Below are 3,569 nucleotides of genomic sequence, written 5' to 3' on the forward strand. Positions count from 1 at the left end.
TCTCTAACCCACAACGAGGACAGATGGCTTTTTTATTTTTCGATTCGACTGGTCAAACTATACCGATATTTTCTAGGTGTCGATAGCCTTGAATAGAGGTTCCTTTTAGGTGAAAAAATTTGTCAAGTATCATAAGTAAAATACTCTGGTTTTTGGCCATTATACCATTTTTCTAAAGTAATGGCAGAGATGGTTAATTGCCCTCACCCCCAATCCCTATCTCAGAAAGGGAGAGGGGCAAGGGGATGAGGGACACGAATAAAGAAAAATGGTATTATATCAAATTTTAACTCAATTGTCTATCTTTTGGTATTAACCTGTTTGTGCCGTAAGTGTCTCCCTGTATAGATTTCAGCTACTTTTAGGCGTAGGCACTCTCATCGAATTTTATTTTAAGTTAATTATTTGCATAACAATTCCCGAAGAGCCAAATATATAAAAGTATATGAAGATGTGCGGAATGTCGGCCGTTAAGGCACTATGCTGAATCATACTGTTTTTTAAAACACAGAGTTGTCATGCCTAATTTTTCGCACACTTGCAGCAGTATCAACTACGACCCTAACAGCACAATCCTGAGTGCTGAGTGCCAAGCTCGCGATGGAGAATAGCTCCCCACCGAACTGAGGCTTAGTGACCATATCGGTAATATAGATGGGGAATTGCAGTTCGGGGATCAAAACTTCCAAGAAACCTGCCAAGATTGTCACCTTGAGTTCGGGGATGGAGAGCAATCCGTATGGTTGGTGTGTACTTGTCAAACAATGGATGGGGAATGGAAACCTACGCAAATACTGTTAGACAGTCAGATCGATAATAACGATAGCCAACTGGAAATCGGATAGGGTAGGGGAGGACGCAAGAAATCCACGATTCCGCTATCTGTTGGCTAGGAAACCTACACTTACCCGCAAGAAAAGTGTAGGTAGTTCACCAAGTATTTGACTTGAGTAAGACGGCAATATATGTTACTATCGCAAGGTAATCGCAGCTATCTTGAAAAAGCTGCCACTCAAAACTAGGAATGACCATGAATTATCCTAATAGCGAACAGAGTAAAGCAATCCCCTTCTTTGCTCGTTTTTTGTCTGCGGACCAAGACGAGGCTCCGACTCCCGATTCCCCCCCCGATTCTGAACCCGCTCCCGTTTGGACTTGGAAATGGCCTTCTGACTGGGAAGATAGTTAATTAATTTAAAGATTGCTTTCAGTAATTCAGACAGAAATAAACTGCCGCCATAAGTCAAGCAGGAGTAAGATTTATGGCGGTTTTTTGTTGTATTTAGGGTTTGCTAAACAAGTCAATTGGCCGGTGGAGGCAGCAGTGCTTAGTCAAGTTAAAACTACTCTTCAGCAATTTCTACTTCTTTGGGAGCAACAGGTTCTTCGGCAGCAATTTCTACTTCAATAGCCTTTTTCAGGTTAAGTTTTAGAACTTGAGAAATTGGCAAACCTTCCACCTCATTGATGAGATATTCTTGAGTTTCTGTTTCACGACGTTTGAGATAGACCGTTTTAAGCAGTGCCTCAATGCCATAACCCGTAACAATGTCACCAATAATGGTAGAGATGCCTAAGACCCCAAGTCCACCAATTAGTCCCAGCGGACCGCCTAACCCAAAAAGTGCGTAAATCATCGGATAGGCAGTACCACCGGATGCGGCAACAGCAATAATGAAAATAATGCCGGGGAGTCCCAGAGATGCAAGTTTTTGAACAACTTCATCCAGAGAAATTCCCCAGGAGACAAGTTTTTTGTTGATTTCTGTGGGATTAATTCCGAGAAAATCATTGGGAATGGCCGTTTCAGTAGTTTCCGTCATTGATGAGACTCCTAAAATCACTAAGTTGGATTGGTTGGTCGGGATTTCAGTCATATAAAATCCATGGTAAGGCAAAAGAATACAAATTGGCTGTCTAGCAATCAGATGCCTTGCAGCATTCTACATTAGTCTTCCCATTCACACAACTTGTAGAAAATCGTCAGTTCTTAGATTAAATCCTGTTTAAAAGATACAGGAGATTGGGGAGAAACAATTGATAACTGAGTTTTTAAAGTTGAATTGGCAGTTAACCATAGTCTTAAAAACGGGTTTGGTATCAAATCTCAAGGCAAACTTTTAATTCTTCAGCTAAAATCTGGACATGGGGTTCCACCATAATCGAGACATGATTTCCTAGGACGAAATGAATCTCAACTGGCTCTGTAGAAAATTCACTCCAGCCTAAGGAGGAATCCTCGCAATCTCCAGCTATTAAATCTTTATTTGGATCATCAGCTAAGTCCTCACTGGCCCGTATAATCGTAATTTTACCAGGATAAATCTGTTTAGGAAGATAATCAATCAGACATAAACAGCTAGTTTTATAGGCTTGGACAATTTTTTCAAGCTGCCTAGTTTCCGCATTGGGGGGAAGCATATTAGCCAGTTTAAAAAAGTTTAAGGCGTATTTTAATTGTTCCTCCACTGTTAAGAGTTGAAGAGTTTCATAGGAAATATCGATGGTTTTATCTAAATAAACTTCTATCCCTTTACTGACTTCAGCTAACCACCGCGCATGATCCCAATTAATATAATCAAGCAAAATTTGTTTGTCTTTATAAGTGGGTGCTGAAGAATCAATGATTGCTAGTAATGCCACTTGTTGACCCTGATTAACCAACTGTTGAGCCATTTCAAAAGCCACATTACCACCGTAGGAATGTCCTCCCAAAAAGTAGGGGCCTTGGGGTTGTAAATCCTGCATTGCTTGAAGATAAATACTGGCTATATCCTCAATACGAGTGATTTCTCCAAACTGTTGATAGAGATCATTTTCAAAACTGTAGAAAGGTTGATCTTTTCCTAAACAACGTCCTAAATGGTAAAAATAAAATGGTCGTCCCCCGGCGCCTGGAACACAGAAGAAAGGAGGCTTTGAACCCTGGGGTTGAATGGGAACCAAACAAGACTGGTTAGAGGAATCTGCATCGGTTTGGATAATGGTCGCTAACTGTTCAATAGTTGGGTTTTGAAATATTGTAGTTACGGCAATTTCTTTGCCTAACTGTTCTTTAATTTGGGTGATTAAATAAGTAGCTAAAAGGGAATGACCACCGAGGTCAAAAAAGTTATCCTGCACGCTAATTTTTTCAATCTTTAGGACTTTTGACCAGATTTGCACGAGGTTTAATTCTAACTGATTACGCGCTTCAATAAATCTGTCTGAATCACTGGTATTACTAGGAGCTTTTAACGCACGACGATCAATTTTTCCGTTAGCTGTTAAAGGGAAAAACTCCAGCAGCACAAAAGCACCAGGAACCATATAACTGGGCAATTTATCGCTAAGAAATTGACGCAAATCGCCACTTGTTAGCTTTACTCCTAGCTTAGGCACAATATAAGCAACTAACTGTTTTTCCCCCGGATTGTCTTCACGAACAATCACACAGGAAGACTAGATCTCTTGCAAAAGTAATCAAGATATATATTTTTGTCGGTAACGAAGTTCGTAATTGTAGATACCAGCAATCAAATTCAATCTCAGACCAAATCGCCGTCGGCGATTTCTGTATCTTGATGAAA

Annotated in this window: 4 protein-coding genes and 1 pseudogene; 2 read left to right on the plus strand and 3 right to left on the minus strand. The window is 40.3% G+C overall.

The window, feature by feature from the left end:
- Positions 1 to 623 precede the first annotated feature (623 nt).
- Together IQ242_RS19685 and IQ242_RS19690 are read left to right on the plus strand one after the other, a co-directional pair.
- Entirely contained in the window at positions 624 to 845 is a 222-nt protein-coding gene (locus IQ242_RS19685) for a CVNH domain-containing protein (RefSeq protein WP_228021103.1), read from the plus strand.
- Positions 846 to 1,030: 185 nt separating this feature from the next.
- Positions 1,031 to 1,189 (plus strand): microviridin/marinostatin family tricyclic proteinase inhibitor, encoded by a 159-nt coding sequence (locus IQ242_RS19690; RefSeq protein ID WP_002750786.1) that lies wholly within the window; start codon positions 1,031 to 1,033, stop codon positions 1,187 to 1,189.
- Between the two features lie 154 nt (positions 1,190 to 1,343).
- On the opposite strand, the gene IQ242_RS19695 is transcribed toward IQ242_RS19690, so the two are convergent.
- The 3 genes and pseudogenes from IQ242_RS19695 to IQ242_RS19705 form a co-directional block, all read right to left on the minus strand.
- Positions 1,344 to 1,823, minus strand: a complete 480-nt coding sequence (locus IQ242_RS19695; RefSeq protein WP_193961128.1) for a hypothetical protein — start codon at positions 1,821 to 1,823, stop codon at positions 1,344 to 1,346.
- Between the two features lie 277 nt (positions 1,824 to 2,100).
- Positions 2,101 to 3,432 carry a thioesterase domain-containing protein gene (locus tag IQ242_RS27275; RefSeq protein WP_370583030.1) on the minus strand — a complete coding sequence of 444 codons (1,332 nt, stop codon included), beginning with the start codon at positions 3,430 to 3,432 and terminating at the stop codon, positions 2,101 to 2,103.
- 30 nt (positions 3,433 to 3,462) lie between these two features.
- A pseudogene (locus IQ242_RS19705) lies at positions 3,463 to 3,569 on the minus strand (IS5/IS1182 family transposase); the annotation flags it as partial.

Origin of the sequence: Microcystis sp. LEGE 08355 (genome assembly GCF_015207185.1) — a bacterium.
Taxonomy (GTDB): Bacteria; Cyanobacteriota; Cyanobacteriia; order Cyanobacteriales; family Microcystaceae; genus Microcystis; species Microcystis panniformis.

What these genes read in the sequence shown, in the direction of transcription:
- IQ242_RS19690 (WP_002750786.1), top strand. Translation starts at nt 1,031, where the DNA reads ATGAATTATCCTAATAGCGAACAGAGTAAAGCAATCCCCTTCTTTGCT.
- IQ242_RS19695 (WP_193961128.1), bottom strand. Translation starts at nt 1,823, where the DNA reads ATGACGGAAACTACTGAAACGGCCATTCCCAATGATTTTCTCGGAATT.